Source organism: Herminiimonas sp. NPDC097707, assembly GCF_044761395.1.
In the GTDB taxonomy this organism is placed as follows: domain Bacteria; phylum Pseudomonadota; class Gammaproteobacteria; order Burkholderiales; family Burkholderiaceae_D; genus Oxalicibacterium.
In genome coordinates this window covers 924,133-947,348 of record NZ_JBIWCI010000001.1, presented here as the reverse complement: position 1 = coordinate 947,348, position 23,216 = coordinate 924,133, and the positions used below count along the sequence as shown (strand labels likewise).

19 protein-coding genes and 1 pseudogene are annotated in these 23,216 nt (G+C 55.5%); 8 read left to right on the top strand and 12 right to left on the bottom strand.

The genetic code is table 11. The annotated features are described in order from the left end of the window. Positions 1 to 13 precede the first annotated feature (13 nt). Positions 14 to 631 carry a type II toxin-antitoxin system RelE/ParE family toxin gene (locus ACIQW9_RS04410; RefSeq protein WP_402333431.1) on the bottom strand — a complete coding sequence of 206 codons (618 nt, stop codon included), beginning with the start codon at positions 629 to 631 and terminating at the stop codon, positions 14 to 16. Positions 632 to 1,359: 728 nt separating this feature from the next. On the opposite strand from ACIQW9_RS04410, the gene ACIQW9_RS04405 reads away from it, so the two are divergent. The 5 genes from ACIQW9_RS04405 to ACIQW9_RS04385 are packed head-to-tail and all read left to right on the top strand — an operon-like array spanning position 1,360 to position 5,380. Further along, positions 1,360 to 1,716: a hypothetical protein gene (locus ACIQW9_RS04405; protein WP_402333428.1), complete on the top strand. Its 357-nt coding sequence runs from the start codon at positions 1,360 to 1,362 to the stop codon at positions 1,714 to 1,716. Next, positions 1,716 to 3,134 (top strand): TolC family protein, encoded by a 1,419-nt coding sequence (locus ACIQW9_RS04400; protein WP_402333425.1) that lies wholly within the window; start codon positions 1,716 to 1,718, stop codon positions 3,132 to 3,134. Before ACIQW9_RS04405 ends, ACIQW9_RS04400 begins: the two co-directional genes overlap by 1 nt. 12 nt (positions 3,135 to 3,146) lie before the next feature. Beyond that, complete coding sequence (locus ACIQW9_RS04395) at positions 3,147 to 4,541, top strand: multicopper oxidase family protein (RefSeq protein WP_402333422.1); 1,395 nt, start codon at positions 3,147 to 3,149, stop codon at positions 4,539 to 4,541. A 28-nt stretch (positions 4,542 to 4,569) separates the two neighbouring features. Further along, positions 4,570 to 5,019 (top strand): DUF411 domain-containing protein, encoded by a 450-nt coding sequence (locus ACIQW9_RS04390; RefSeq protein ID WP_402333419.1) that lies wholly within the window; start codon positions 4,570 to 4,572, stop codon positions 5,017 to 5,019. Positions 5,020 to 5,038: 19 nt separating this feature from the next. Then, positions 5,039 to 5,380, top strand: a complete 342-nt coding sequence (locus ACIQW9_RS04385; protein WP_402333416.1) for a copper-binding protein — start codon at positions 5,039 to 5,041, stop codon at positions 5,378 to 5,380. Positions 5,381 to 5,385: 5 nt separating this feature from the next. On the opposite strand, the gene ACIQW9_RS04380 is transcribed toward ACIQW9_RS04385, so the two are convergent. After that, complete coding sequence (locus ACIQW9_RS04380; protein WP_402337880.1) at positions 5,386 to 6,438, bottom strand: NAD(P)-dependent alcohol dehydrogenase; 1,053 nt, start codon at positions 6,436 to 6,438, stop codon at positions 5,386 to 5,388. Positions 6,439 to 6,783: 345 nt separating this feature from the next. Here ACIQW9_RS04380 and ACIQW9_RS04375 point away from each other — a divergent pair, with 345 nt between their 5' ends. Further along, positions 6,784 to 7,260 carry a DUF559 domain-containing protein gene (locus ACIQW9_RS04375; RefSeq protein WP_402333414.1) on the top strand — a complete coding sequence of 159 codons (477 nt, stop codon included), beginning with the start codon at positions 6,784 to 6,786 and terminating at the stop codon, positions 7,258 to 7,260. Positions 7,261 to 7,679: 419 nt separating this feature from the next. Here ACIQW9_RS04375 and ACIQW9_RS04370 read toward each other — a convergent pair whose 3' ends face one another. The 10 genes from ACIQW9_RS04370 to ACIQW9_RS04325 form a co-directional block, all read right to left on the bottom strand. Continuing rightward, a complete protein-coding gene (locus ACIQW9_RS04370) occupies positions 7,680 to 8,033 on the bottom strand; it encodes a DUF3325 domain-containing protein (protein WP_402333411.1) in 354 nt (117 codons plus the stop codon). Next, a complete protein-coding gene (locus tag ACIQW9_RS04365) occupies positions 8,030 to 9,658 on the bottom strand; it encodes a PepSY-associated TM helix domain-containing protein (protein WP_402333408.1) in 1,629 nt (542 codons plus the stop codon). Before ACIQW9_RS04365 ends, ACIQW9_RS04370 begins: the two co-directional genes overlap by 4 nt. Beyond that, a complete protein-coding gene (locus ACIQW9_RS04360) occupies positions 9,655 to 9,945 on the bottom strand; it encodes a DUF3649 domain-containing protein (RefSeq protein WP_402333405.1) in 291 nt (96 codons plus the stop codon). Before ACIQW9_RS04360 ends, ACIQW9_RS04365 begins: the two co-directional genes overlap by 4 nt. A 28-nt stretch (positions 9,946 to 9,973) precedes the next feature. After that, positions 9,974 to 10,693, bottom strand: a complete 720-nt coding sequence (locus ACIQW9_RS04355) for a DUF4198 domain-containing protein (protein ID WP_402333402.1) — start codon at positions 10,691 to 10,693, stop codon at positions 9,974 to 9,976. A gap of 76 nt (positions 10,694 to 10,769) precedes the next feature. Next, a complete protein-coding gene (locus tag ACIQW9_RS04350; RefSeq protein ID WP_402333400.1) occupies positions 10,770 to 12,926 on the bottom strand; it encodes a TonB-dependent siderophore receptor in 2,157 nt (718 codons plus the stop codon). 193 nt (positions 12,927 to 13,119) lie between these two features. Then, positions 13,120 to 16,257: a CusA/CzcA family heavy metal efflux RND transporter gene (locus ACIQW9_RS04345; protein WP_402333397.1), complete on the bottom strand. Its 3,138-nt coding sequence runs from the start codon at positions 16,255 to 16,257 to the stop codon at positions 13,120 to 13,122. 18 nt (positions 16,258 to 16,275) lie between these two features. After that, positions 16,276 to 17,511 carry an efflux RND transporter periplasmic adaptor subunit gene (locus ACIQW9_RS04340; protein ID WP_402333394.1) on the bottom strand — a complete coding sequence of 412 codons (1,236 nt, stop codon included), beginning with the start codon at positions 17,509 to 17,511 and terminating at the stop codon, positions 16,276 to 16,278. Positions 17,512 to 17,519: 8 nt separating this feature from the next. Next, complete coding sequence (locus ACIQW9_RS04335; RefSeq protein WP_402333391.1) at positions 17,520 to 18,815, bottom strand: TolC family protein; 1,296 nt, start codon at positions 18,813 to 18,815, stop codon at positions 17,520 to 17,522. Positions 18,816 to 18,905: 90 nt separating this feature from the next. Continuing rightward, entirely contained in the window at positions 18,906 to 19,250 is a 345-nt protein-coding gene (gene czcI / locus ACIQW9_RS04330; RefSeq protein ID WP_402333388.1) for a cation efflux protein, CzcI family, read from the bottom strand. A gap of 49 nt (positions 19,251 to 19,299) precedes the next feature. Beyond that, positions 19,300 to 21,525, bottom strand: a complete 2,226-nt coding sequence (locus ACIQW9_RS04325) for a heavy metal translocating P-type ATPase (protein ID WP_402333386.1) — start codon at positions 21,523 to 21,525, stop codon at positions 19,300 to 19,302. A 100-nt stretch (positions 21,526 to 21,625) separates the two neighbouring features. Here ACIQW9_RS04325 and cadR point away from each other — a divergent pair, with 100 nt between their 5' ends. Beyond that, positions 21,626 to 22,081 carry a Cd(II)/Pb(II)-responsive transcriptional regulator gene (cadR, locus tag ACIQW9_RS04320; RefSeq protein WP_402333383.1) on the top strand — a complete coding sequence of 152 codons (456 nt, stop codon included), beginning with the start codon at positions 21,626 to 21,628 and terminating at the stop codon, positions 22,079 to 22,081. 246 nt (positions 22,082 to 22,327) lie between these two features. Next, positions 22,328 to 23,079 (top strand): annotated as a pseudogene (locus ACIQW9_RS04315) (TorF family putative porin). Positions 23,080 to 23,216: the final 137 nt, after the last annotated feature.

The window sequence follows — 23,216 nt, the reverse complement described above, 5'->3', positions numbered from 1 at the left end:
CAATCCATTAACTTTAACGGCTGGATTCCACGTTGGGGCCAGCTCCATTCATCCAGTCTTCCAGCGGTAAAATCACCGCCGGCTTGCCATTATTCACGAACCAGCTATCGACCACGTATCGATGCGGTTTTACTTCGTCCCAAAAATCCAAAATGCCATCATCATCACCCGGCTTCCCCAGCATGGGATGAGGTAGCTCCTCAATCACCGCCGAGAAATGCTCAAACAGGAAAAACCGGCGACGGCGTACCACGTTCTCGACTTCGTGATACCTCAACAGCCTTCTACTCTCCAGCATCTTGAGGAAGCGTGTGGTTGTTGTGGAATGGTCAATGCAATCCATTGCCCCATTCACCGCACCATCAGCCACATTGCCGCCTTTATCCGCGTACACGGGTGTTTGCTGCCCGGCCCAGTAATACAGCTGACCAATGACATCAGACAGGGCTTTGCGTTCTTCCGCTGCAGAACGCGTCGATCGCAGTTTCTTTGCAAGCGTTCGCAGTTGCGGCTCCGAAAACCATGCGGTCGCCTCGTCAGTGCAGCTATAGTTGTAACAGACACTGATGCTTTCGTCCGCAGACGCCGCGCCGCTGACCAGCAAAAACAGTAGTGCCAGGAGTTTTCTCATTTGGCATGCACACATTGTTGTGAACCGAGTGTAGCCCAAGCGCTAATACTTAAACATAATGGTCGCTACCTTTTATCCATGCAATGAACGAGTCGCTCATTGCAGCAAATAATGCTTGACACTCCCATGGTGGGAAGCTTTATATTTAGCCCCCAAGCACATCAAAATCGATGTTGCTGTTATCTAGTTCAAACCTTATGAACCGCACCTTCAGGACATTACTACTCTGGCTATTAGTCGCTGCGCAGCCCCTTCAGGGGCTGGCTGCTGCTATGCAGACGTCTTGTGGACCGGCACATCATAGTGAATTAGAAGTTTCTGCAGAGGGAAACGCGCATCATCACGATGGCGGAACCATGCTGGGCCTGGATGACGCAGCTGCAGCACATCATTCTGCATCTGACTTATTTTCGACATCAGACCATTCATCTACGCCTCATAAACATCAAACCTCCGTATGCAGCGCATGCGCCGCATGCTGTGTTGGTGTCATCGCATTTACCTCAAGCACTCTGTTTGCACCAACGTACACAAGCTCCGAGCTTGTCCTTATTTCCCCTTCCCCACTAGTCACCGGCTTTATCCCGACTGGCCTGGAACGACCTCCCAAACGTATTTCCGCTTAATCGACATACCGCTGTACGGCATCAAGTAGCGCGAACCTTATCCGTTCGGCGACTTGCTTCCCGTATGAAGCTGCGTGCTTAGTCATTTGGATAACGCGCGTCTTGATTATCGATGTAGAGGAAATCATGTTCTTTTCACTCAAGCTTATGCTTGCCGGCTTGGTATTGCTGCCGCTCGCAGCATTCGCACAAGCAATACAGCAACAGCCAGACCCTGCCGATGCACATGCTGCCGTTCCGGCACCAGGCTATACATCCGCATTCAACAACTATCGTCCAGCCACGGAACAAGCCGCAACACCTGACAAGCTCTGGCGCGCGGCTAACGACGAGGTGCAAAAAACTGCAGGGCATGTCGGCCACACGATGGGAGTCGAATCGAGTGATGCTGAGCCTGCGCCCAAGACCGATGCGCACGCCGGACATGGCCATGACAGTCACCAGAGCAAAGGGAAATAATGATGCGCTCTCGACCACAGGCGCCGCGCCTGAAAACGCTCGCCATTGCCTTCTCCGCTTTGGCTCTGGCTGGCTGCGCGACTTTTTCCAGCGACGGCGGACTAGCTTCCGTATCCGCGATCACCAAGGAACGCACCGGATATGCGGTCCAGCGTGAACAGGCGAAGGAAGACAGAACATCTATTGAGTCGGTGATACGGCAACTCACCGCACAACCGTTGACGCCGGACATCGCCGTACAAATTGCCTTATTGAACAACCAGGGCTTGCAAGCCTCACTGGCAGATCTGGGTATTGCCGAAGCTGACCTGGTACAGGCTGGACGCATGCGCAATCCGGGCTTTTCCTTCGGACGCATGCGTGGCGGCAGCGAGGTGGAAATCGACCGCAGCATCATGTTCGACCTGGCTGGTTTGCTGACGATGCCCATGCGCAGCGAAATCGAAGGCCGCCGGTTTGAACAGGCAAAACTCCAGGCGGCATCGCAAGCGATTCAACTTGCGGTGGATAGTCGCAAAGCCTACTTTAATGCCGTCGCAGCACAGCAAACAGCCCTGTATATGGAACAGGTTGCGAGTGCGGCCGAAGCAGGTGCCGAACTGGCGCAGCAACTGACCATGGTTGGTAACTGGAGCAAGCTGGATCAGGCGCGTGAACAAGTGTTTTATGCAGATGCGATTACGCAACTGGCCAAGGCGCGTCACAACGCTACCGTAACTCGCGAGCAGCTAACGCGTCACCTTGGTTTGTGGGGTCGCGACACTGCGTTCACGCTTCCAGCCCGTTTGCCGGACATGCCCAAAGCGCCTAACGATGCGCTCAATATCGAGTCGCAAGCGATGGCGCAGCGACTGGATGTGAACATGGCCAAGCGTGATGCGGAAGCGACCGCCAAGGCGCTGGGATTCACCCATGTCAGCGGATTCATTAACGTCTTTGATGCGGGCTACGCCAACAAAAGCACCACGGGCAAACCACGGGAAAATGGCTACGAGATTTCGCTGGAGCTGCCCATCTTCGATTGGGGCGGTGCCCGCGTAGCCAAAGCCGAAGCCACCTACATGCAGGCAGTGCATCGTGTCGCCGACACGGCGGTCAAGGCACGTTCAGAAGTGCGGGTATCTTATTCGGCCTACCGCACCACGTATGACCTGGCCAGACACTACAGCCAGGAAATTGTCCCTCTGCGCAAGAAAATTTCGGATGAAGTTCTACTGCGCTACAACGGCATGCTCGCCAGCGTGTTCGAGCTGCTGTCCGATTCGCGCGACCAGATCAATAGCGTCAATGCCACCATCGAGGCGCAGCGTGATTTCTGGCTGGCCGAAACCGATTTGCAGGCGGCCGTCAACGGTAATGGCGGCGCTCCCGCCCCACTGCGCGCGCAGGCTTCCGATGCAGCCGCAGCAGCACACTAAGAGGAATACAAAATGGTTACACGTAGAAATTTTTTCACTGGCGCGGCGGCCATGGTTGGCACCGGTTTCGTCAGTCGCGTCGGTGCTGCTTCGCTACCGGAAGCGGCAACCATGAATGGCGCTGTTACGCAGGCACCGCTCAGCCCACCGAATGGCCAGCCTTACAACCCGGTTGTAACCTTGAACGGCTGGTCGCTGCCCTGGCGCATGAATAACGGCGTCAAGGAATTTCATCTGGTTGCAGAACCGGTAGTGCGAGAACTAGCACCTGGCATGAAGGCAAATCTGTGGGGCTATAACGGCCAGTCGCCGGGCCCAACCATCGAGGTGGTTGAAGGCGACCGTGTGCGTATTTTTGTAACCAACAAGCTGCCGGAACACACCAGCGTTCACTGGCATGGACAACGTCTGCCTAATGGCATGGATGGCGTGACTGGTCTGACGCAGCCGGGCATCCCGCCGGGTAAAACGTTTGTCTATGACTTTGTCGCCAGGCGCCCCGGCACTTTCATGTATCACCCGCACGCCGATGAAATGGTGCAAATGGCCATGGGCATGATGGGGTTCTGGGTCACGCATCCGAAAAATCCTGACTTCATGAAAGTCGATCGGGATTTTGTTTTCCTGCTCAATAATTACGACATCGAGCCCGGCAGTTACACGCCGAAAACCGCCACCATGCTGGACTTCAATTTATGGACGATCAACAGTCGTGTCTTCCCTGGTGTAGATCCGCTGGTGGTACGTCAGAACGATCGCGTCCGCATTCGCGTTGGCAATCTGACGATGACCAACCATCCTATTCATCTGCATGGACATGAGTTCGAAGTGACTGGTACCGACGGTGGCTGGACTCGTCCTGAATCACGCTGGCCGGAAGTCACGACTGACGTTGCCGTCGGCCAGATGCGCGCCATAGAGTTTGATGCCACCGATCCGGGCGACTGGGCTTTTCATTGTCATAAATCCCATCACACGATGAATGCGATGGGACATACCGTCCCGACCATGATAGGTGTCGACCATCGCGGCGTCGCTGAAAAAATCAACAAGCTGGTGCCCGACTACATGGTCATGGGCGAGCGTGGCGGTTCGATGGGCGACATGGAAATGCCGCTACCCGATAACACCTTGCCGATGATGACCGGTCAAGGTCCATTCGGCGGCGTCGAGATGGGCGGCATGTTCACCGTCCTCAAGGTACGCAAGAACCAGAAGCCGGGCGACTACAAGGACCCGGGTTGGTACAAGCATCCGCCGGGTACGGTTGCCTATGAATGGAAAGGTGCGCTTCCGCAAGCAACGCGCAAGCATTCCGCAGGCGGACAGGCTATGCCCTCCTCCCAGGCGCCGAAGAACATCGAAATGACTGTGCGCAAGCCAGGCGGCCACGGCAGCCACAATTAACAAACTGTTTGATACGAAAGGACAAGCAATGAGATATAGACTATTTTCAAGAATGATACTGGCCGGCGTCATGAGCCTTCCCTTGCTGGCCAGTGCCGCCGCGCCGGTCGTTGAAGTTTACAAAAGCGCCTCCTGTGGCTGTTGCACGGAATGGGTCAAGCATTTGCACAAAAACGGCATTGCCACCAAGGTGCACAACGTCGAAGACACTTCCGACTACCGCGCCAAATTGGGCATGCCGCAAGCACTCGGTTCCTGCCATACCGCGAGAGTGAACGGCTATGTGATCGAGGGCCATGTTCCCGCTACAGAAATCAAGCGCCTGCTCGCCGAAAAGCCGAAGGCGCTCGGCCTTGCGGTGCCGGCCATGCCTATGGGTTCACCAGGAATGGAAGGCCCACGTAGCGATCCCTATGACGTTTTGCTGGTGCAGGCAAACGGGCGCTATTCAACTTATCGCCACTATGGCGCGAAATAATCCGAAGAAGGAAACAACGATGAAAACCATTGCACAAATTTCCATTGCACTCGCAGTCGGCCTGACTTCTGCATCGCTCACTTTTGCAAACGATGCGCATCACCACGCGACAGATGCCCGCTCAAGCGAATCCGTGGCCGCTATGTCTGAGGGTGTCGTGAGAAAAGTCGATAAAGAGAACGGGGAAATTACCATCCGGCATGGCGAACTGAAAAATCTCGGCATGCAGCCGATGACGATGGTATTCCGCATCAAGGATGTGGCCATGCTTGACCTGGCGAAGGTCGGCGACAAGATTAGTTTTGTTGCGGAAAACTCAGGAGGCCAACTGACGGTGACACAGCTTGAGATACAAAAATAATCCGTTCACTCATCTGACAAGGACGCCATATCGATCACGAAGCGGTACTTCACATCGCTCTTCAGCATACGTTCATAGGCGACGTTGATATCCTGGATCTTGATCAGTTCGATTTCTGACGTAATACCGTGCTGTCCGCAGAAGTCGAGCATCTCCTGCGTTTCGGCGATGCCGCCGATCAGGGAACCGGCAACCGACTTGCGCCCCAGGATCATCGGCGCCGTATTCAGCGTCGGTTCGAGGCCGCCCAGATATCCCACCAATACCAGTGTTCCTTCAATCGACAGAGTCGGGATATAGGGATTGATGTCGTGGATATACGGCACCGTGTCTATGATCAAGTCGAAACGACCATTGATCGCATGCATCTGCGCTGCATCGGTGGAAAGCACCACGTGATGCGCACCCAGACGACGCGCATCCTGTTCCTTGCCCGGTGAGCGGGTGAACAGCGTGACTTCAGCTCCCAGGGCATTTGCCAGCTTCAGCCCCATATGCCCGAGTCCGCCCAAGCCGACGACGGCCACCTTGCTGCCCTTGCCCACTTTCCAATGGCGTAGCGGCGACCAGGTTGTGATGCCGGCGCACAGCAGCGGTGCTGCACCTGCGAGATCCAGACCATCAGGTACTTTTAGTACGAACTTGTCGGAGACGACAGTTCTTTCCGAATATCCGCCATAGGTAGGCATATGGTCATGCCGGTCGATAGCGTTATATGTAAAGGTGGAACCCTCTGCGCAATACTGTTCGAGATTCTTTTGGCAGGCGGCACAATGTTGACAGGAGTCCACCATGCAGCCGACGCCAACCTTGTCACCGACCTTGAAGCGCGTGACATTCGCACCTACGCTTGCCACGCGACCGATGATTTCGTGGCCTGGCACCATCGGATAAACCGCGCCGCCCCAATCGTTGCGCGCATTGTGAATGTCGGAGTGGCAAACGCCGCAATACAGGATGTCGATTACCACGTCGTTACTGCGCTGATCGCGACGCTCGAAGCGGAACGGCCCCAGGTCGTCAGTAGGTGCATGAGTTGCATACCCAAGAATATTCATCGTCATTTTGCTCTCCGTATCTAACGCTAATGATGCAAATTGTTTGGGGGCGCCCATTCAATTCGCCCACTGGTACAGAGCAATATACGCTTAAAAATAGACTTGATTACATGCTGAAATCAGCGTGAGCCTATCAATTGCATTCATTCATGAAACGGGATAATTTCGTTGATTTACTCGCGTCATCCCCTCGTGCACGAAGAAAGCGTCACCGGCACCGGCACTCACCCTGATAGTTGATGCCTTTCCTTGCTGAAACCATGCCTATGCCCTGTTTTTCTGCAAGCGCATCTCGGCAAGCGCCGAAGTTTACGTTACCCTGCGTGCTTTTTCCCGGGACTAGTGATGATCTGGACTTTTGCAGTATTAGGACTGGCGCTGATTGTTGCCGTACTGGCGGCGCGCGAAGGAACCAAGAATAACAGGGGCTTGGGCGGCACCATCAGCCAGAAGTCCCCATTGAATGCGAATGAACAGGCACTGTATTTCCGCCTGCTGGAAGCGTTGCCGGAGCACATCGTGCTGTCGCAAGTTGCATTTTCTGCTTTGATGACGGCGGACAATCGCGCAACACGTAAGGCCTTTGGCGGCAAAGTAGCCAACTTCGTGATCTGCGAAAAGTCCTTCAAGGTGCTTGCGATCGTTGAATCGGACGTCGCCAGCTATAAAGGCAAGGAAGCAGTCGATGCCAAGCATGACATGATCTTGCAAAGAGCCGGTTACAAAAGCCTGCGCTACAAGAGCATTCCGGAGATCAGGAAGGTCAAGGCCGATATCGCTGGTTTGGCGCAGAACGCCGATCTGCCAGCCGACCCAGCTTAAATAAGCGATCTGATCTGGCATTTTTTTGCCGGATCAGGCTTGTTTATATGCCGGTTTCAGCGCTGCTATTCCCGGTTTTTTGAGTCTGGCCGCACAGGCACGTTGCACTTCTTTCCTGCAAGACTTGATATCCAGGACGCGCGCATTCTTGAAGATGCCGGAATAAAGCGCAAGCATTTGCAATTACTTATACTTAAAGTAGATTATTTTTAACTTTAAAATTCATTAATAATCAATTATTTATAATTGATTATTAATGTTTTAAATTAATAAAAATATTGCTTTGAAGTGCATATTTTTTGTCGCAAAAATGAGTGGGTTTCTTGCAGGCACTGCTGTTAATGCCGTTTGGTTCATCGCAAAATTCCTGTGCCTACGCCTACCATTCCCCTGCTCTTTTCCAGCCGATAGCTGATGTTTCACCTGCTCATCCAGATGGCACCAAATATGGTGGCAAGTATTGCTGCCGTCTTGCCGCACGCAATGGCCCGCTGCGGCGCATAGCTCAATAACAGCACCAATAGCAGCGCGCTTGCTGTCATGATCCCGATGCATAACACGGCTCCAATTGCCCAGCCTTCCAGGCTGACGCTTACGGCGAATGTGCTCACCAGCGCCAGCGCGCCGAACAGACGATACTGCTGGCGCGTGCGCTGATCCTGCTCCTTGCCGCGGCCGTGGATATCTGCATAGTGCCTATCCATCCCAAGGCTGAGTGCGGCCCAGCCGGAATATGCCAGTGCAAGACCGGCTGCCACCCCAAATGCAATCATGTTGCCTCCGGGTATGCTGCACGATCACCGGCCTTTGGTTTTTTCTCTACGGCCGGCTCCGCTGACTTTCGCTTGTCCGGCCTCAGCCACTTGGCGGCATGGATCATCAGCAAACCTAATCCCAGAACGAACAGATCGAAACCGGCAACGGCGAACGGGCCTTTACCTTGAAGCAGGGTGACGCCCAAATGTGTATCGGTGGTGAAGCAGTTCAGCAGCGGCAACAGCGCAAACAGTACGCCACCTATCCTTAACTGCCATTGCCACATGCGACGATCGGGACGAATCTGCGCCAGCACAGCCGCAAGACCCCATGCGATAAAGAAGCAGCTGATTTCCGCATCCGCACGTCCGCTCAGGCCTGTCGGTAACAAGCGGTTGGCCCAGAAGTAACTGGTAAACGCAATCGGCAAACCGGCAATTGCGCCTATGTTCAAGCCGTCAACCAGACGCAAGCCGAATCCGATGCGCCCGCCTTTTGCCAACACCTTTGCGTAAGCCTGCCGCTTCTTGACCGCCCATAGCAGAGCGCCGGTCGCAACCATCGCGCATCCGGCCAGGCCGCACAGGAAAAACAGCGTACGCAATAATGGGTTCGCGAAATTCGCCACATGCAAACCGAACAGCACGCCCCGGGATTCGATCGCAGCGCTGACCTCGTCACCCGCCGTGGACATCAGTGTGCCGCTCACGCCGTCGAATTGCATCGTTTGCCGCACATGCGACAGTTTCTTTTCCTGCTGGCGCCTGATCTGGATGGTGGCGTTGGCATCGCCCGGATGATTGATCGTCACACGGCCGATCTCCCCGCCATCCCAGTGCTTTTCGGCTTGTGCCAGCAGTGGCGCAAGTGTGGTCAATGGTGCCGGCCGACCCGCAGCTTTCCTGTTTTCACCTTGCGGAAACGCTTCTGCGATGAAGGCCTTTGCATCGCCCTTGTACGCTGCCTGTGTGCCGAAAGGCATCAGCATGAACATCAGAGTCACCAGTCCTGTATACGTAATCATCAAGTGATACGGCAAGGCGAGTACGGCGACAGCATTGTGCGCATCCAGCCAGGAGCGCTGCCCCTTCTTCGGCCTGAAGGTAAAGAAATCCTTGAAGATGCGCTTGTGCGTGATGATGCCGCTGACGATGGCTACCAGCATGAACATCGCGCAAAACCCGATGATCCAGCGCCCCCATAGTGCCGGCATGTAGTGCAGATCATAATGCAGTCGATAGATGAAATCACCGCCGCGCGTTTCCCTGGCTTCTGGCAAACGTTCGCCGGTGGCAGGGTTTAGTTGGGCCCTTTCGATTTTCCCGCGCCCTTTTTCACCTTTTGCTACCTGGCCTATCCAGAGAACTTCCAGTGTCTGATTGCGCTCATCCGGCAAGTTGATGAACCAGCGCGCAGCACCGGGCGCTTCTTTTTCCAGCATGAGCATCGCGTTGTGTACTGCCTGACTGGCCGCTACCGGCGTGGCCGCCGCAGCGTGCAACTCAGGTTTCATCCACAGGGAAATTTCTTCACGAAAATACGAAGCTGTGCCAGCTGAAAAAACCAGAAACAATACCCAGCACACCAGCAAACCGGACCAGGTATGCAGCCACGCCATCGATTGGCGAAATCCTTCTTTCATACGATGCTCCGATATGCCAGCAAGCTCAGACCCAGAGTGGCAGCAGGCAAACCTATACCCATCCAGGCCTGGAATGCACTACGCGCGGCGAACACCCACAGCACCGCGCAGGTATAAATGGCGAACGATAACAAGGTCGCCGTCATGGCCGCATCGACGCGCGCCAGCGGCAACATTAATGCCAGTACGGCGGTGGCAAGTGCCGTCACCGCATAGCCGCCGAGAATGGCGGCTATGGCACGTGAGGCAACCGCAAGGCGATACTGCAATCCTTCGTTGAGTTCCATTTTTTTGATGACTGATTGTCTCGATTGCTTATTTACTCGGCATTTCGGGCGTCATTGTCGGCAATGCCTTGATGCCTGCTGTTTGCGACAGCGACAAGGTCGTCATGAAATTGGTGAAGTCGTATGGCTTGCCGGCACGTTCGCCAGGCGTCTTGTCGACGTAACGGACTTCCAGCACGTAAGTGCCTTGCCATGGCAGATCGAACTTCACCACGCCTTGCTCATTGGAAAATGCTTCTCTGGTCCAGCCGGATTGCGCGATTACACCGACTTTGACCTTGGCCTGCGGCTGTCCCTTGTAATACACCTGGAACTCGCCTTGCTTGCCGGCAGGCACCAGATCGAGCGTGAGCTTGGGTGCTTGCACTGCATTCGATGTGACCAGGCGTGCGCCCAGTATTCTGGCGAAGCGAACTGTCGCATCGCCATTCTTGTATTCCGATACAGGGAAATCCACGTCTTCAGTAAAGATGGATTCGTTTTTACCAGCATGTGCCGGAAACACGAGTGCATTGTCTTTTCGCGTAAAGGCCAAAGTTTTCTCGCCCTTCTCGCCAGACAGGGTCGCAGTCGGCTGGGTGATTTTGTCGAGCTGGCCAGGCGAAGTTTCGCGCAGATTGCGATCGAACTCGCCGAAGTACAGGCTGGCCGCTTTGGGCGTCTGCTCCAGCCAGATCTGATGTGCATGCGCGGCGCCGGCAAACATCAATGCCGATACCAGTGGAAGCAATGCGAAATGTCGTTTCATGATGGTTCCCTTTTTTTAAATGATAAAAATAATGACCGACGATGTGCTGCTTGCTGCTGTCCGCTTCTACTTTTCCCTACCACGCAGTTCTGAGCGCGAGCGTGACGCTGCGCGGTTCGCCATAGAAGTTCTGCCGCGTAACGCCGCTGATTTTTTCGTAATAGATTTTGTCGAACAGATTGTTTACCGTCAGGCTAAGGCTGGTGGCCTGGCTGATCTGGTAACCGACTTGCGCATTAGCGACGGTGTAAGCCTTGCCGATGATGCGCACATTGCCGCTTTGGGCATAGGTTTCACTGACGCTACGCAAACCGCCGGCCGCGCTCCAGCGATTGAATGCACCATCGCGCCATGTGTGCTTGCTCCACAAATTCAGATTGTGTTTCGGCGTGATGCTGCTGAATACCTGCCCAAGCTGGCTGACCGGCGCTTTCAGATATTTGGTATCGGTATAGGCGTAACCCGCAGTCACTTCCCAGCCTGGCTTGATCTGGCCGCTGACTTCCGCTTCCCAGCCCTGGCTTCTTACTTCACCACCGGCAATCGATTTGGTATTGCTAATGTCGTTCGGATCGGCAATGGCGCGATCGTTGTCGAGTATGCGGAATACAGCCAGATGGGTATTCATCCGTTTGTTGAAAAATTCGCTCTTGATGCCGAATTCGATCTGCGAGCCTGTGCGCGGCGGCAGAAGCTTGTTGTTTACATCCAGCGCCGTCTGCGCAACAAAGGTTTCTGCATAGCTGCCATATAGGGACGAGTTGTCATTGAGATCGAAAATGACGCCTGTCAGAGGCGTGAATTGCGGCTCCGGCTTGGGCGCAGGCGTCACGACGCCGGTAAGCAGGTTGCGCGCTTCCGTATCCCACCAGCTCACGCGGCCGCCGAGCAGGAAGGTCCAGCGATCGAAGGGCTTCAACTGCAACTGGCCATAGGCGCCGGTTTGCGTTTGTCCGGCACCAGAACTGTATGGCCCCACCACCAGCGCCGGCAACGGCACGCTGTAGTTGGGCTGGAATATGTTCAGCGTTCCGCCAGCCAGCCCGGGCGCGTTGGCTGTCCTGTCTTCTTCGCTGGCATAACTTAATCCGGCCAGCACTCTGTGCGTACGGCCGCCCCAGTCGAAAGGCGTAGTGATATACGCATCCAGGTTGCGATTGACGGTTTCCCTGCGCGACGCTGCACCTTGCATGGTCACCAGGCCCGTCAGCGGATTGACTGCACTATTGGCGCGCACTCCTATGTCATACGAAAAACGTTCCACCTCGCGCGCAGAAAATTTAAGCAGGCCGCCGCCATCCAGATGGTGCTCCAGTTCAGCGAACATATCGCTGGTTTCCTGTTTTTGCGTGTTGCCGTTTCTGCCGGCGAAGGTGGAACGCGGAACATTCAGCAAGGTGCCGTCTGCATAGGTCGGCAACCCCAGATCGCGCACGGTATCCAGTTTTTGCTGCGATGCGCCCAGCGACAAGGTGGTACGCGAACTCAGGTCAATTTCCAGCGTGCCGTAAGCAAGGGTTTTATCGTTTTTGACGACATCGATATGGGAATCGCGATTGTCGGCCACGCCGACTATGCGACCACGCACATTGCCCGACTCCGTGAGTTTCCCGGTAAGGTCGAATTCCGCACGTTTGGCATTCCATGAACCCAGCATGGCGGCAGCACTGCCGGCAAAATCTGCGCGTGCGCGTTTCCTGACCAGATTGATGGTGCCGCCCGGCTCTCCTGCTCCCAGCAGCAAACCAGATGGGCCGCGCAGTATTTCGATACGATCGTAGATCGCCGTATCGACCGTTGAATAGCTGGTGGCCTGGCTGATAGGCAGGCCGTCGAGTTGTATCGAGCTGATGCCGAAACCGCGTGCCGTAATGCTGTTGGAATTGCCGGAGCCGTCCAATTTTGTCACGGTAATGCCGGTGGTTTGCTTCAGCACATCTTCCATTTTGATGATGTTCTGATCATCCAGGCGCTGACGCGTAACGACACTGACAGAAAAAGGAGTTTCTCTTACCGTCTGTGGAATTTTCGAGCCGATGGTGACAGCTTGTGCGACATAGGAACCGCTATGTTCGCTGCTTCCATCCGAAACTGCAGTGACCTGTACTTCCGGCAAGGTGGTCGTGGCAATGGCATCGCCATTCGATGTTTCGTTTTGCTGGGAAAATGTGTAGCCGGACAGCGTTGCGCAAGCAAGCCCCACGGCAAGCGTAATGGTTTTTCGGTACAGCACAGTATGGCCCCGGTTGGTATGGGCACTGGCTGACGATAGCTGGCTGGCGCAAGGTTATTGGAATAATTTCGGCAATCTTAACATGGAATGATTCTCATTTGTCTTTATTTCACCTGCTCTGTTTTCCATGTAGAAACAAAAAATCAGAGCAGGATGCAATGTCCGAGGCGCCAGTTGTGGCATGGGCTGTTATTTAATCAAGTGCTTCCCGGCGATATGCGAGTCGATACAGCAATGGCAATATCAACAGCGTCAATGCAGTGGAAGACAGGATGCCGCCAATCACGACGGTGGCCAGCGGCCGCTGTACTTCGGCACCGGTTCCGGTAGCAATCGCCATCGGGATGAACCCGAGCGAAGCCACCAGCGCGGTCATCAATACCGGCCGCAAACGCGTCAGCGCGCCGTCGCGTACCGCTTCTTCCAGTGAGCGCCCTTCTTCGCGCAAGCTGCGGATGAAGGAAATCATCACCAGTCCATTCAGAACCGCAACCCCTGACAGGGCAATAAAGCCGACTGCTGCAGAAATCGACATCGGTATATCGCGTAGCCACAAGGCGATGATGCAGCCGGTCAGTGCAAACGGAATGCCGCTAAAGACCAGCAAGCCATCCTTGATGTTGCCGAACATCGCAAACAGCAGCACGAACACCAGTAATAAGGTGACCGGAATCACGATTTTCAGGCGTTGCGTGGCCGATTGCAGCTGCTCGAATTGCCCGCCCCAGGTAGTCCAGTAGCCACTCGGTATTTTTACCTGTTGCCGGATTTTTGCTTCTGCATCGGCGACGAAGGAACCGATATCTCGTCCCCGCACATTGGTGCTGATGACGATGCGACGCTTGCCGTCTTCACGGCTGATCTGGTTCGATCCAGGCGCCAAATCCAGCGTGACGACTTCGCCGAGCGGAATGTAACTGGTCTTGCTCTCGCTGCCTTGTGCGCGCGGCAGTGAAATCGGCAAACGCTTGATTGCTTCCAGATCGTTGCGTATGTGATCCGGCAAACGGACGATGATATTGAAACGGCGATCGCCCTGAAACAGCGTACCAGCTTCCTTGCCGCCGATTGCGGTGGCAACCGTATCCTGCACATCGGCGATATTCAAGCCGTAGCGCGCGGTTTTCTCGCGGTCTATGTTCACCGTCAGCATGGGCAGACCGCTGGTTTGCTCTACCTTCACTTCGGCCGCGCCTGGAATTTCCCCCATGACCGCCGCTACTTTGTTGGCTGTGTCGTTGAGCACATCCATGTCATCGCCGAACAATTTGACCGCCACATCGCTACGCACGCCGGAGATCAATTCGTTGAAGCGCAACTGGATAGGTTGAGAGAATTCATAATTACTGCCAGGCAGACTGGCGACGGTTTTTTGCACGGCAGCCAGTAATTCATCGCGCGTCTTCACTGGTTTCGGCCATTGATCCTGCGGTTTGAGCATGATGTAGCCGTCAGAAATATTCGGTGGCATGGGATCGGACGCAATCTCTGCGGTACCGGTGCGGGCAAAGATACGTTCGATTTCCGGATGTTTTTCCTTCAGCAATTTTTCCAGTTGCTGCTGCATGTCGACCGATTGCGTAAGGCTGGTGCCGGGAATGCGCAAGGCCTGGATGGCAAAATCCCCTTCATTCAGATTCGGCACGAACTCGCTGCCCATACGGGTCGCGAGCAGGCTGGAGAGAACGACCAGCACGGCGGCAAACGTCAGAACCACCGGCTTGTTGGCCATGACGCTATCCAGCGCAGACGCATACCATGTGCGCGCTTGCTGCATCATGCGGTTTTCTTTCTCCGCGACTTTGTCGCCTATGAACAAGGCGATCGCAGCCGGGATAAAGGTAATCGACAGGATCATTGCACCAATCAAGGCGATCACAACGGTAAATGCCATCGGATGGAACATGCGCCCTTCGACGCCGGTCAGCGCAAAGATAGGCAGATACACGGCCATGATGATCAACTGGCCGAAGATCAGCGGACGCCGCGCTTCCTTCGCGGCGGCAAACACTTCATGGAATCGTTCCTTGCGCGTGAGCGCACGACCATGCTGCATCTGCGCGTGGGCCAGCCGGCGCACGCAGTTCTCGACGATGACGACCGCGCCGTCCACGATGATGCCGAAGTCCAGTGCGCCCAGACTCATCAGATTGGCGCTGACGTGATAGTTCACCATGCCTGTGAACGTAAACAACATCGACAGTGGAATCACCATCGCGGTAATGATCGCCGCACGGAAATTGCCGAGGAAGATGAACAGCACCGCAATCACCAGCACCGCGCCTTCGAGCAAATTCTTCTTCACGGTGCTGATGGCTTTATCGACCAGTACGGTGCGGTCGTAGACGGTGATCGCCTGTACGCCTGCCGGCAGGCTGCGATTGATTTCGACCATCTTCCTGTCCACAGCTTGCGAGACGGTGCGGCTGTTTTGTCCTATCAGCATGAAGACTGTGCCCAGCACGACTTCGCGGCCGTTTTCCGTGGCTGCGCCGGTGCGCAACTCACGGCCTATTTCAACTTCGCCGACATCGCGTATGCGTATCGCCACACCTTGTACATTGCCGAGAATGATGTTGCGGATATCGTCCATCGATTGCACCTGGCCCGGTGCGCGTATCAGCAACTGTTCGCCGCGTTTTTCTATGTAGCCGGCGCCGACGTTACCGTTGTTGCGTTCCAGCGCAGTAACAATGTCCTGCAAATTCAGGCCGTAGGACGCCAGCCGTTCCGGCACCGGTGCGACCTGATACTCCTTGGCGAAACCGCCGATCGAATTGATTTCCGTGACGCCGCTGACATTGCGCAGCTGCGGTTTGATGATCCAGTCCTGAATCTCGCGCAGATCAGTCGGCGTATACGCGGAGCCATCCGCCTTCTTCGCACCCTCTTTCGCTTCCACCGTCCACAGATAAATCTCCCCGAGGCCGGTTGATATCGGCCCCATGGCCGGCGCGATGCCGGGCGGCAGATTTTGTTGCGCTTCCTGGATGCGCTCATTGACCATCTGGCGCGCGAAATAAATGTCGGTGCCATCCTTGAAAATCACCGTGACCTGCGACAGGCCGTAACGCGACAGCGAACGGGTCTGCTCCAGATTCGGCAAACCGGCCATCACGGTTTCGATGGGAAAGGTAATGCGCTGTTCGGTTTCCAGCGGCGAATAACCCGGCGCCGAAGTATTGATCTGCACCTGTACATTGGTAATGTCAGGCACCGCATCGATAGGCAGTTTTTGATAATTGTAAATACCCAGCGCAGCCATGCCGGCAACTGCCAGCATGACCAGCCAGCGCTGTTCAATCGCAAAGCGTATAAGACGTTCAAACATGATGGTATGCCTTTCGCATCAATGCGTATGTTCGGCACTGGCTTTACCCAGTTCCGACTTGATGATGAAACTGCCGGCCGACGCGTATTTGCTGCCCGCCTGCATACCCTTGATAATTTCCACCGACTTGCCGTCACTGCGACCCGTCGTGACCTCTTGCGCAATGAAGCCGTCTGCAGATCTGACGAAAACGACAGGCTTGTCGTTGATGCTGTGCAGCGCCTCAGCCGACACACTGACCGGCACGGACGCTTCACCGGCAACAATCTCAATACTGACGAACAGGCCCGGACGCCATGTGCCCTGCGGATTGGCTAGCGTGACGCGGGCTGTCGCGGTGCGCGTCTGCTCGCCCAGCAGGGAGCCGACATAGCTGATCGTGCCGGATGCGCTGGAATCGAAAGCGCCGGCTTTGACGATCACCTTTTCACCGACGCGTACTGCATTCAGGTCCTTTGCCGAGACGGCAATATCGGCCCATACCGACGACAGGTCGGAAATCGTGAAGATGTTGGCGTCTTCCTTCACCGCTTCGCCCAGCGCGATGTGCTTGGCGACGACCATGCCATCGAACGGTGCGCGGATTTCATAACGGTTGAATGCGCCGGATGTACCGCTGCCGGCCCCCAGCGCCGCCAGTTTCTGGCTGGCATTCTGTACGGCGATTTCAGATTCGCGCAGTATTTGTTGCGCCTGCAGATAATCCTGTTCGGCGGAAATTTTTTCTTCCCATAATTTCTTTTCACGCTCGAACGTCAGCCTGGCCAATGCCATCCGTTTTTGCGCAGCGAACAGCTCGCTGCGCTGCTCGGACAAACCGGTGCTGGCAATGGCGGCCAGTACCTGGCCCTTTTTTACCTGTTGCCCGAGATCGGCCGCCACGCTTTGCACGACGCCGCTCAGGCGCGGCACCACATGTGCGGTGCGGTCTTCATTAAACTGGATTTCTCCCGGCAGGATCAGGGTAGTCCTGATGTTTGCAGCATCGGCGATCTGTATCGTCACACCCGCAGCCTTGATCTGTGCATCGCTGAGGACGATTTTGTCGCGATGTTCTTCCTCTGTGGCTTGTTTTTTTTGCTTGCCTTCCGCGTGTTCATGCTTCTCTTCTTTTGCATGACTGCTTTTCCCGTGTTCGTCGCCGACTGCAGTATGTTTGTCTGACAACAGGATCAGACCGGCCAGAACCAGGCCGACGATGATGATCGCCATCACGGCGATGCTTTGCTTTTTATTCAGGATAATTTTTTTCATGGTGGCTCTTATTGCGTGATGGCTGGCAGAGGTGTGCCGAGAAGACGATCGATCTCGGCGGCGGCGCGATGCGCTTCGGAAAGGCTGCGCAAATATTGCGCTCGGGCTTGCAGGAAGGTGCGTTGCGCCTCCAGTACATCGAGGAAATTGAATTTGCCGAACTCGAAACCTTTGGTCGCAGCGTCATAGGCGCTTTGCGCACCCGGCAGAATTTCGCTTTGCAATGCCTGCGCTTCCTGACGCGCATTCTTCAATTGCGCCCAGGCTTGCGCTAGTTCGCCGTCCAGGCGAATTTCGCTGGCTGCCAGTTCATCGCGGGCCTTGTCGGTACGCCGCAATGCTTCCAGCATGTTGCCCTGGTTGCGATCGAACAGAGGAAATGGAATGGACAGGCCGACCACGGCCTGGTTGCGTCCCAGTTCCTGATCGCGCTTGACGCCCAGACTGACCGTCATATCCGGCGTGCGGCGACTGTTCTCCACTTCAGCCATCGCCTGCCGGCGCTCGAACTCGAGGCGTGCGCGCGTGATGGCAGGCGCTTGCGCGCTGCGGATTTCCAGATCGCTCCATGCAGGAAGATGCGGCAAGGTTTCAAGCGCGCCTTCGGCTTGTACAAAACGCGGCGCCGGATTTCCCCAGCTTGCAGTCAGGCGCCTGCGCGCATTGCCTAGTTCGTTTTTTGCCTGTCCCAATTCCAGTCGCATATTCGCTTCCGCAACCCGCGCCCTGGTTTCTTCAACCGGCGAGACCTTGCCTGCCGCAACGCGCCGCGCCGCGACATGCGTACCGCGCTGCGCAAGAAGCAGCGATGCATCCGCTAGGCGCAAGCGCTCCTGCGCAGTCAACACATCGAAAAATGCGGTCATGACGGCCGCGCGAATATCGGCATTCTTGGCATCCAGATCGGCATTCGCCGCATCGAATGTCCGGCTGGCCGCCGTGATGCGCGCAGCGCGTTTGCCGCCCAGTTCGATCGCCTGATTCAGTTGTACTGTCGTGGTGCGCGTGTCGCGGCGCGTATCTTCCATCAGCCAAGACAGCTCGGGATTGGGGCTTGCTCCGGCCTGCTGGATAGTTGCATCAACCGCACGGGCCTCATTGCGCGCCGCCGATAATTCAGCGTTGGCGCCCAGCGCCAGGGTCAGCGCCTGATTTAGCGTGATCGGAGTCGCGGGTTCTACGGTTCGTGCTGAATACGCACCGGCATGATTCGGGAAGGCGCGCGTGGCGCCATCGACTGTTTGTGCAAATGCGGGCGTGAGCGCAACTGCCGCCATGCCGAGCGCAAAAAAATACCTGTACATCGAACTCTCCAGAGAAATAAAACGGAGGAAAAATTCGACGAGACGTCAGGTCAGACTAAGTATGTATGGAAATGAGGATCGTCCCGTCGTTCAGGCGACGGGACGATCGGGCCGTCTGGGGCTGTCGGGGATATGGGAGGAAAAAGAAAGGGGAAGTAATTCAAGATGCAGCGAAACGAGCGGGATCGCCAGCGGCAAGGACTGTTCAAGGAAGGAAGCGGGACTGACTGCATGACAATAACCGCAGTCAGTGTGCACCTGTGCCGACTTTTCCTTGTCGTTCGTCTTCTCTGCGCTGGCTGGATGTTTATGCTCGTGATGACCGTAATGAGTGGTCGCCGGGTTGATTTCGTGCTGACAATAGGCTGCTGCCGCTGCCCACGAAAACTGGAGCGGCAACACTATCAACATCAAAATAATCAGCAGTTTTTTCACGGGCTGAATCATAACATTGAATATGAAAATGTCTGCAAGGCCTGCCTTTTCAGACCGCACGCAACAGCCGCAAGCCGTTTGCAACGACAATCAGGCTGGCTCCCATGTCGGCAAATACTGCCATCCACAAGGTTGCTTCTCCCGTCAGTGCCAGCACCAGAAATACGGCCTTGATGCCGAGCGCAAGTGCGATGTTCTGGATCAGTATCGTGTGCGTCTTGCTGCTCAGGCCGATGAAGTCCGCGAGTTTCCCGAGCTTGTCGTCCATCAATGCAACGTCGGCTGTTTCCAACGCCGTATCGGTGCCGGCTGCGCCCATCGCAAAGCCGATGCTGGCTTTGGCCAGTGCGGGTGCGTCGTTGATGCCGTCACCGACCATGCCGACGCAAGCGTGCTGAGCCAACAGTTCGTTGATGGCGGCCAGCTTGTCGTCCGGCAGCTGATTGCCGCGCGCGTCCGTAATCCCTACTTTGGCGGCGATCGCTTCTGCCGTATGCGGATTATCGCCGGTCAGCATCACGACTTTCACTCCCAGCGCATTCAGCTTCGCCACCGCATCCGCACTGCCGGCGCGCACCGTATCGGCCGCTGCCAGTATTAATAAAGGTGCTGTCTCGGAAGCAAGGACGATCGCGGTTTTTCCGCTGCGTTCGAAGGCATCCAGCGTCGCTTCCAGTTCGGGGCCGCAAATGCCGAGTTCATGTATCAGTCTGTGATTGCCGAGGTAGTACGATGCCCCAGCTATCGCGCCCTTCACACCACGCCCGGTCAGTGCTTCAAAATCGGCGACTTCAGACAAGGCCTGACCGGATGCCTGCGCCTTCCACCATGCCAGGACTGCCGATGAAACCGGATGATCCGAGCGCTGCGACAAGCTGGCCGCCAGTCGCAGCAAATTGTCGTCATCCCCGTCTCCAACCGCCAGCATATCGGTCACGACCGGCTTGCCCAGCGTGATGGTGCCGGTCTTGTCGAGTGCGATCGCTTTCAGTTTGCGTCCCAGTTCAAGATAGGCGCCGCCCTTGATCAGGATGCCGTGTCGCGCTGCGGCGGCCAGTCCGCTGACGACGGTAACAGGCGTTGAGATCACCAGCGCACATGGGCAGGCGATGACCAGCAGCACCAATGCCTTGTACAGCCAGGGCTGAAACGGCGCCTGCATCAGCAGCGGCGGCAGCAAGGCAACCAGCACGGCCATGATCACAACGGCAGGAATGTAATAGCGCGCAAACTGATCGACAAAGCGTTGCGTCGGTGCGCGTTCGCCCTGCACTTGCTGCACGCTCTTGATGATGCGTGCCAGTGTGGAATTGGATTGCAAGGCGGTGACACGATAGTCGAATGAGCCCATTTCATTGATGGTGCCGGCAAACACCGTATCACCGATTTGTTTCGCAAGCGGCATGCTTTCACCGGTGATCGGTGCCTGATTGATCGTGCTCTGGCCATCGACGATGATGCCGTCCAGCGGCAGGCGTTCGCCCGGTTTGACGCGCACGATGGCATCCAGCGCAACCTTGTCTGCAGCAACGGTTTGCCATTCGCCACTGCTGTTGCGCACGGTCGCCATTTCCGGCGTCATCGCCATCAGCCCCTTGATTGCATTGCGGGCGCGATCGAGCGACATCGCTTCTATCATTTCAGCCGCCGCAAACAGGAAGATCACGACCGCCGCTTCCGGCCACTGTCCTATCGCGATGGCGCCTATGACCGCCAGCGACATCAGGAAATTCATGTTCAGCGAAAAATGGCGTAAGGCGATCCAGCCTTTTTTCAGGGTATCCATGCCGCCGGTCAGGATCGCCAGCAGCGCCAGTGCGATCACTAGCCAGGAATTATCTGCGCCGGTAGACCACGCCACGATTTCCGAACCGATCGCCGTCACGCCGGAAATCCCCATCAAAGTCCATTTCAATGGTGAAATCCGGTAGTCGCCGGACAGATCGTGATGCTCGTCCAGACCATCGCGCACCAGATTGAGCGTATCGGATTTCACGACCGGGACCAGATCGAGTTTCTTCAATGCCGCGACGATGGCATCCACCGACATCAGATTGTGCTGTACGGTCAGTTCGCGCTGCATCAGGTTGAACTGCATGCCGACTATTCCTTCCATATGCTGGAAGCGATCGCGTATCAATTTTTCTTCGGTCGGACAATCCATCTTCTGGATCAGCAGCACAGCCTGCTCTGCGCCTGCAACCGGCGCAGATGCTGGTACGGCGGACTGATTGTCCGCGTTGGCGTTGGTGTGGTCATGATCGCAACAGTGCATGGATACTCCGGTTTGAATTGGATTTACACTTGCAATTAGAGACTCTGTAGCCACTATAGGGTCAAGGGCTTTTTTCGCCTTTATGAGCCAGGAGCAAAAAATGACACAGCAAACACTGAAAATCGGTGAACTGGCAGCACAAACCGGTTCCTCGGTAGAGACCATACGTTATTACGAACAGCAAAATCTGTTGCCGCAGCCTGCTCGTTCCGCTGGCAATTACCGGATTTACAGCGAGGCGCACGTCAAACGCCTGCAATTCATCCGCCACTGCCGTTCGCTCGACATGACGCTGGATGAAATCCGCACCTTGCTGAACTTTCGCGACACGCCGGAAGAAAACTGTGCCGGCGTCAATACGCTGCTGGACAAGCATATCGGCCACGTTGCAGACCGCATCAGGGAGCTGAAAGCGTTGCAAGTGCAATTGCAGGAGTTGCGCAGTCGCTGCCTGACCGTCCAGTCAACGCAGGCATGCGGCATCCTGCAAGGTCTGGCGAATGCGGATGATATTGATCCCAAGAATCTGGGTTCGCATTCCGGCGGTTGTCATTAAATCTTCGAGCTGACGGCATCCACACTCACACCATTCCTCAGCCAGCGGCTCCTTTCTGGGGCCGCCATCATGTTTGCCTCCCTTCCCGTCGATTTATACGTGTTGTTTACATCGCGCCCTGCTCTTTTTAGAAAGTCTTTATACCTGCACGGATAAGCTTCTTTCCAGCATAACGATGGAAAAAGCTTGCGACTTCCCCAGTCTTTCCCCTCGTTATTTTCTTGATAACCTGGAGGGAAAAAGTAAATGAAAAAATTGATCCTGGCGGCTGCAATCACGACTGCCTTCGTCGGCAATCTGGCCCATGCAGAAGAACAAAAACCTGATCATGAAGTCGGCTTCAATGCGGCAGTTACCTCTGATTATCGTTATCGGGGCATTTCACAAACTCGTCTGCAGACAGCTCTGCAAGGCGGCGCTGATTACGTACACAATGCCAGCGGTTTCTATGCCGGCACCTGGCTTCCACCCTCAAATTTGTCAAGGATGCAGGCGGGAGCGGCGATGTTGAAGTGGATGTATATGGCGGCAAGCGCGGCGCAATCACCAGGGATGTTTCATACGACGTTGGCGTGCTGACTTATGTCTATCCATCCAACAAGCTGAAGCCCAGCATCAATACGACTGAAGTTTACGGACAACTCGGCTATGGCCCTGCTTATATCAAGTACTCGCATTCAGTAACGAATTTGTTCGGTTACCTTGATAGCAAAAACAGCGCTTATCTGGATATCGGTGCCAATCTGGATCTCGTCGATGGATATATCCTCAACCTGCATGCCGGCCATCAAAAAGTATCAGGGATAAATACAGGCGTCAGTAACAGCCGTTTTAATTACACCGACTGGAAGGTAGGCCTCACCAAGGACTTCGGCATTGTTACCGGCGCACTGGCTGTGGTCGGAACCGATGCAGACAAGTCTGCCTATGCTTCGCCGGCCAACGCGAAATTCATGGGGAAAACCGGTCTTGTATTGACCGTCAGCAAAACATTCTAGGCTGAAGGCATCCGATACGGGCGTCTTCGATCGCGCCCGTATTGAGCCATCGCATTAGTCATTCAAGCCGTCGCTTTTCTTTCTCCTGATCAAGGATCAGATCACCATCGTGCAGTCTTGCATGGAACCGATTCCAT

What these genes read in the sequence shown, in the direction of transcription:
- ACIQW9_RS04410 (WP_402333431.1), bottom strand. Translation starts at nt 631, where the DNA reads ATGAGAAAACTCCTGGCACTACTGTTTTTGCTGGTCAGCGGCGCGGCG.
- ACIQW9_RS04400 (WP_402333425.1), top strand. Translation starts at nt 1,716, where the DNA reads ATGATGCGCTCTCGACCACAGGCGCCGCGCCTGAAAACGCTCGCCATT.
- ACIQW9_RS04395 (WP_402333422.1), top strand. Translation starts at nt 3,147, where the DNA reads ATGGTTACACGTAGAAATTTTTTCACTGGCGCGGCGGCCATGGTTGGC.
- ACIQW9_RS04390 (WP_402333419.1), top strand. Translation starts at nt 4,570, where the DNA reads ATGAGATATAGACTATTTTCAAGAATGATACTGGCCGGCGTCATGAGC.
- ACIQW9_RS04385 (WP_402333416.1), top strand. Translation starts at nt 5,039, where the DNA reads ATGAAAACCATTGCACAAATTTCCATTGCACTCGCAGTCGGCCTGACT.
- ACIQW9_RS04380 (WP_402337880.1), bottom strand. Translation starts at nt 6,438, where the DNA reads ATGAATATTCTTGGGTATGCAACTCATGCACCTACTGACGACCTGGGG.
- ACIQW9_RS04375 (WP_402333414.1), top strand. Translation starts at nt 6,784, where the DNA reads ATGATCTGGACTTTTGCAGTATTAGGACTGGCGCTGATTGTTGCCGTA.
- ACIQW9_RS04370 (WP_402333411.1), bottom strand. Translation starts at nt 8,033, where the DNA reads ATGATTGCATTTGGGGTGGCAGCCGGTCTTGCACTGGCATATTCCGGC.
- ACIQW9_RS04365 (WP_402333408.1), bottom strand. Translation starts at nt 9,658, where the DNA reads ATGAAAGAAGGATTTCGCCAATCGATGGCGTGGCTGCATACCTGGTCC.
- ACIQW9_RS04360 (WP_402333405.1), bottom strand. Translation starts at nt 9,945, where the DNA reads ATGGAACTCAACGAAGGATTGCAGTATCGCCTTGCGGTTGCCTCACGT.
- ACIQW9_RS04355 (WP_402333402.1), bottom strand. Translation starts at nt 10,693, where the DNA reads ATGAAACGACATTTCGCATTGCTTCCACTGGTATCGGCATTGATGTTT.
- ACIQW9_RS04345 (WP_402333397.1), bottom strand. Translation starts at nt 16,257, where the DNA reads ATGTTTGAACGTCTTATACGCTTTGCGATTGAACAGCGCTGGCTGGTC.
- ACIQW9_RS04340 (WP_402333394.1), bottom strand. Translation starts at nt 17,511, where the DNA reads ATGAAAAAAATTATCCTGAATAAAAAGCAAAGCATCGCCGTGATGGCG.
- ACIQW9_RS04335 (WP_402333391.1), bottom strand. Translation starts at nt 18,815, where the DNA reads ATGTACAGGTATTTTTTTGCGCTCGGCATGGCGGCAGTTGCGCTCACG.
- ACIQW9_RS04325 (WP_402333386.1), bottom strand. Translation starts at nt 21,525, where the DNA reads ATGCACTGTTGCGATCATGACCACACCAACGCCAACGCGGACAATCAG.
- cadR (WP_402333383.1), top strand. Translation starts at nt 21,626, where the DNA reads ATGACACAGCAAACACTGAAAATCGGTGAACTGGCAGCACAAACCGGT.